General features: G+C 41.2%; 6 protein-coding genes. 4 read left to right on the top strand and 2 right to left on the bottom strand.

The annotated features are described in order from the left end of the window. Both PX484_RS11245 and PX484_RS11240 read right to left on the bottom strand, forming a co-directional pair. The coding region (locus tag PX484_RS11245; RefSeq protein ID WP_288103860.1) for a dihydroneopterin aldolase at positions 1-198 on the bottom strand (198 nt) is incomplete at its 3' end. 224 nt (positions 199-422) lie between these two features. Beyond that, on the bottom strand, positions 423-1,406 hold the full coding sequence (locus tag PX484_RS11240) for a glycosyltransferase family 2 protein (RefSeq protein WP_287767701.1): 984 nt from the start codon (positions 1,404-1,406) through the stop codon (positions 423-425). Positions 1,407-1,672: 266 nt separating this feature from the next. Here PX484_RS11240 and PX484_RS11235 point away from each other — a divergent pair, with 266 nt between their 5' ends. The 4 genes from PX484_RS11235 to PX484_RS11220 all read left to right on the top strand — a co-directional run. Beyond that, positions 1,673-2,593, top strand: a complete 921-nt coding sequence (locus PX484_RS11235) for a glycosyltransferase family 2 protein (RefSeq protein WP_287767702.1) — start codon at positions 1,673-1,675, stop codon at positions 2,591-2,593. A gap of 14 nt (positions 2,594-2,607) precedes the next feature. After that, positions 2,608-3,567, top strand: a complete 960-nt coding sequence (locus PX484_RS11230) for a GDP-mannose 4,6-dehydratase (RefSeq protein ID WP_002759805.1) — start codon at positions 2,608-2,610, stop codon at positions 3,565-3,567. Between the two features lie 2 nt (positions 3,568-3,569). Then, positions 3,570-4,787 (top strand): glycosyltransferase family 4 protein, encoded by a 1,218-nt coding sequence (locus tag PX484_RS11225; RefSeq protein WP_287767705.1) that lies wholly within the window; start codon positions 3,570-3,572, stop codon positions 4,785-4,787. A gap of 30 nt (positions 4,788-4,817) precedes the next feature. After that, the coding region (locus PX484_RS11220) for a glycosyltransferase (protein WP_288103857.1) at positions 4,818-5,000 on the top strand (183 nt) is incomplete at its 3' end.

Below are 5,000 nucleotides of genomic sequence, written 5' to 3'. Positions count from 1 at the left end.
GGTTTCAATCTGGTGTTTGACAATTTTGATCGCCTGTCGATAATCTAGAGTATCTTCAATCGCGTCACTTTTGCCAGCAATGCTGATATCAACTTCTAGGGATAAATCCACCTCAAACCATTGACCTAAAACCTGTTCTTCGGCCAGATATCCTGTGTAACCGTAGGCACGAATTCCTGTAACGTGAATAGTATCCATAGATAGTTAAATTAAAAAACTGGTAGCGTTGGTCACAAAGATGAAGTGTAACCTAATTTGGTATCGACGGCCGACTCGCCAAAAGGAAAACTTCCTACCCGACCATTAAGATAACTGCCAAGTAAGTGGTTCTAATTAAATAGAAGATATATCCCCCCTATATCCCCCCTTGATAAGGGGGGTGTCTGACAATTTTTAACACCTACCTACTTATAAGTTATAGTTTATACGGCTCTCACCTGTTCAGCGTAATCTTTGGGGCGTAGTTGACGGAAACCTTGAAAAGCTAATTGTCTCAAGTTGAGAGGTAAATAGGAAAGCAGTAAACCCAGTCTAGCTCGTCGGGATTTTCCTGACAATTGCGAGGCTTTTTCTATTAAAACTCGCCCGGCTTCGCTTTCTCCCTTTTCAATTAATTTTATCCCCAAACATTCCTGTAAAAAAGCCGCCTTTTTCACTCTTTCTTCCTCTAATTTTACATCTTTAAAGTGATAACTTTCTGTACAAAACAATTTTGCTTGCAAAAAGTGAACCGCTTGTTTTAAGCTAGTTTGACCGCCATGAAAACGATATTCCATTAATAATTCTGGCAGAAAATAAGCTTGTTTTCCCGCTAAAGCTAAACGCACCAATAAATCAAAATCTTCACAACCATCAGCTTGAGAGCGCATATAATCCACATCGGCTAAAGATTGATAACGAAAAAGAGTCGAACCCACCTGTAAACTTTGATAGGAAAAAGTTTGTCTTTCTAAATCGGGAATAATCCCTTTTTGTAATCTGTCCTTGCCCCATTTGGCTGAATTTTCTTGGGTTGCCGCTGCCACTTTTTGTCCAAATTTATCAATAATCCAGTGATCGGTACAGACAAAATCAACCTTTTTTTCTTGATCTAAAATAGGTACAGTTTTCGCTAAAAATTCGGGAGTTAGTCCATCATCATCATCGAATTTAATAAAATATTCTCCCCGAGCAGCCGTAAAACCCGATCGCATATTTAAACTTCTGCCAAGATTTTGGGGATGACGCAGATAAATTATTCTCGAATCCTGAAATGCTGCCACCACTTCTGGGGTACGATCAGAAGAACCATCATCACAAACAATTAACTCAAAATCTTCATAAGTCTGCCCCAAGACACTATTAATCGAATAGCTGAGATAATCGGCGCGGTTATAGGTGGGAATACAAACAGTTACTTTCGGCATAATATTTTCAGTAATCAGTAATCAGTTATCAGTGGAGAGTGTTATAGCAGTTATCTTAATGGTGAGATAGGAAGTTTTCCTTTTGGGCAGTCGGTCGTCAATACCAAATTAGGTTATACTTCATCTTTACGAGAAACGCTATCAGTAAAAAGCAATCTCCTGTCTCCTGTCTCGGAGTCTCCTGTCTCCGGGTTAAAAAAGCATTTTTACATTTTTCTAAAGGGATGTTAAGTTTTAGGGTATTGGAATGAGTAACCTTGATAGCCATGGCTCCTAAAATAGCAGGGATTATCTGTACCCACAACCGCGATCACTACCTAGCAGCAGCGATCGATAGTCTTTTGGCGCAAACTTGCCCAGATTGTGAGATTTTAGTGGTTGATAACGCATCTACCGATAAAACCCGTCAAGTGGCCGAGTCGCGTCTGGGAGATGGGCGGCTAAAATACGTTTACGAACCTATTTTAGGGCTATCTACCGCCAGAAATCGCGGGGCGAGGGAAACTAGAGCGCCGATTTTAGCCTATTTGGATGACGATGCGATCGCTAGTCCTCAATGGTTGCAAATTCTGTTAAATGCCTACGAAAATAACCAAAAACTGGCAGTAGCAGGGGGAAAAGTCACCTTAATTTGGCCGCAAGGCTACAGTCAACCCAATTGGTTATCCGATGAGTTAGCAGGGGGTTTAGGGGCTTTCGATTTGGGCGACAATGTGGTATACATTAGCCAGGCGAATTTAACTCCGCGAGGGGTTAATTACTCGATTCGGCGAGATTTCTTGGAGAATATTGGCGGTTTTGACCCTAATTTGGGAAGAATTGGTAAAAAACTTCTCTCTAACGAGGAATTATACACTACAGAACTAGCAATCGCCCAGGGATGGCAAGTGGGCTATTTTCCCGCAGCATTGGTGGAACACAATGTTGCCCCAGAAAGAATCAATCGTCAATGGTTTATGCGTCGCAGTTGGTGGCAAGGCATCAGCGAACACTACCGGGAAGAAGTGGCAGGAAAGACGGGATTGGCCCAATTTAGGCGAGGAGGTGAGCGTTTGCTGAGAGGATTGGTTAAATATGTCAAATTTATCAATGATCCCGCTAAAAGCTTTGATAATCTTCTCTATGCCTACGGACAAATCGGTTATTTAAGCGAGGCCGCCAAGGCGATGTTAAACCTTCAAAAGTAAATTATTGTAAACAAATGGGTAAAAAAGCGTTAATTTGTGGTATATCGGGGCAGGATGGAGCCTACCTAGCCGAATTACTGTTAAAAGCCGGCTATACAGTTTGTGGCACCTCCCGGGATGCCCAAATGTCCTCTTTTAGTAACCTGAAACGTTTGGGAATCAAGGAACAGGTAAAACTAGAATCAATGGCACTGAATGACTTTCGCAGTGTCCTACAGGTCTTAATTAAAATTCAGCCCGATGAGGTCTATAATTTGGCTGGACAAAGTTCTGTGGGTTTATCCTTCGAGCAGCCGGTGGAAACCTTAGAAAGTATTGCCACGGGAACCTTAAATCTCTTAGAAGCAATTCGATTTACCGGAGCAAAAATTAAATTATATAATGCAGGATCGAGTGAATGTTTCGGGGATATCGGCGATAATTCTGCCGACGAAAATACCCCTTTTCGTCCTCGCAGTCCCTACGCTGTGGCCAAATCGGCGGCTTTTTGGGAAGTGGCTAATTATCGAGAAGCCTACGGAATTTTTGCCTGTTCAGGCATACTTTTCAATCATGAATCTCCCCTGCGTCCCGAGCGCTTTGTTACCCAAAAAATTATCGCTGCCGTGGCTAAAATTGCCCGGGGAAGTATCGAGACTTTACACTTAGGAAATATGGATATTCAAAGGGATTGGGGTTGGGCACCGGAGTACGTTGAAGCGATGTATTTAATGCTGCAACAGGAGCAACCCGATGATTACGTCATTGCCACGGGAGAAAGTTCAAAACTGGAGGATTTTGTCGCCACAGCTTTTGCTACTGTGGGCTTAAATTGGCCAGATCATGTAATTTCCGATCAAAGTTTATTAAGACCAACAGATTTAGCCATTAGTCGCGGCAATCCCAACAAAGCTAAGGAAAAATTAGGTTGGCAAGCACGATACAAAATGACCGATATTGTCCGCATGATGGTAGAAAATCGTTTAGAGGAATAGCTATGAATATCTTAATGATTAGTTCCACCTTTCCCTATCCACCTAGCAAAGGAGGAACTCAGGGCAGAACTTTTAATTTACTCAAATATCTCAGCAAAAATCATGATATTACTCTCATCGTTCAGCGTACTGCTGATGTCAGCGATGAGGAGGTAGGAAAGTTAGGTAAATTTGTTAGTGAATTGGTAGTTTTTCCCCGTCCTCGAGATGCCAAAACTGGAATAATTTCTAAACTGCAAAGATTAGCTCAATTCCTGCAAACGGGAACACCTCCCAATGTACTTTTTGGCTATTCTCAAGAGATGCAGAACTGGATAGATAGGGCAGTTAAGAGTCAAAAATTCCCAGTAATTACCAGTGAACATAGCGTTAATGAAATTTATATTCGTCCCCAATGGAAACAGCAAATTAGGACAGTAATTGATGTGCATAGTTCCCTCTATCAAACTGGCAAAAGTCAATTAGAAATTGGGGTTTCTAGTCAAGAATTACGGGATCGTCTCTACCTTCCTCTCCTGCGTCGCTACGAACAAAAAACTGTGCAGAAATTCTCAAAAATTGTCGTCACCACCGATGATGATCAAAAACAAATGGAAGAATTTGCCCCCAATGGAGAGATTTATTTAATTCCTAATGCAGTCGATTTAGATTTATTTCCCTATCGTACCGAGGAGCCTTCTGGACATAATTTAGTTTTTCTCGGTGGGTTAGATTATTGGGTTAATATCGATGCGGCCTGTTTTTTAGCTAGGGAAATTTTACCTCGTATTCAAATTACTTATCCCGATACTACTTTAACTCTAGTCGGTGCTAATCCATCCCTAGAAGTGCAAGAATTAACTAAGTTAAAAGGAGTAATTGTGACGGGACGAGTACCATCAATGACCACCTATCTTCATCAGGCAACTGTGGCAGTTATTCCCCTAAGAACAGGTTTTGGAATGAAGTTTAAAACCCTAGAATCTATGGCTGCGGGGGTGCCAGTGGTAGCCAGCGATCGAGGTTTAGAAGGATTAACAGTGGAAGGAAATAATGTTCCTCTAGCAGCCTTAAGGGCTAATAGTATTGAGGAATATTGTACGGCGATTAGTAGTCTTTTTGAATCGGCAGAGTTACGAGAAAAATTATCTAGAAATGCTCGCAAGTTAATTGAAGATAATTATACTTGGCAGCAAGCAGCCGCTAAGTACGAACAAGTTTTAACTGCTGATATTTGTTAGAAAATTTCTCTAATTTTTTTGTAAATTAATATGCTATCAAATCAAATACCGGTGAAAATATCTGTTGTTGTTCCTCTGTATAACGAAGAAGAAAATATCGATGCTCTCTTTGGGCGACTTTTAGCGGTTTTAGAGGCACTAAATACCAGTTATGAGGTCGTTTGCGTCAATGATGGTAGTCGTGACAATACTCTCAAAAATCTCGTGGAATAT

Source organism: Microcystis sp. M49636_WE2, from assembly GCF_030065375.1.
Classification (GTDB): Bacteria; Cyanobacteriota; Cyanobacteriia; order Cyanobacteriales; family Microcystaceae; genus Microcystis; species Microcystis aeruginosa_C.
This window is presented reverse-complemented; position numbering and strand designations above follow the sequence as displayed.

What these genes read in the sequence shown, in the direction of transcription:
- PX484_RS11235 (WP_287767702.1), top strand. Translation starts at nt 1,673, where the DNA reads ATGGCTCCTAAAATAGCAGGGATTATCTGTACCCACAACCGCGATCAC.
- PX484_RS11225 (WP_287767705.1), top strand. Translation starts at nt 3,570, where the DNA reads ATGAATATCTTAATGATTAGTTCCACCTTTCCCTATCCACCTAGCAAA.
- PX484_RS11240 (WP_287767701.1), bottom strand. Translation starts at nt 1,406, where the DNA reads ATGCCGAAAGTAACTGTTTGTATTCCCACCTATAACCGCGCCGATTAT.
- PX484_RS11230 (WP_002759805.1), top strand. Translation starts at nt 2,608, where the DNA reads ATGGGTAAAAAAGCGTTAATTTGTGGTATATCGGGGCAGGATGGAGCC.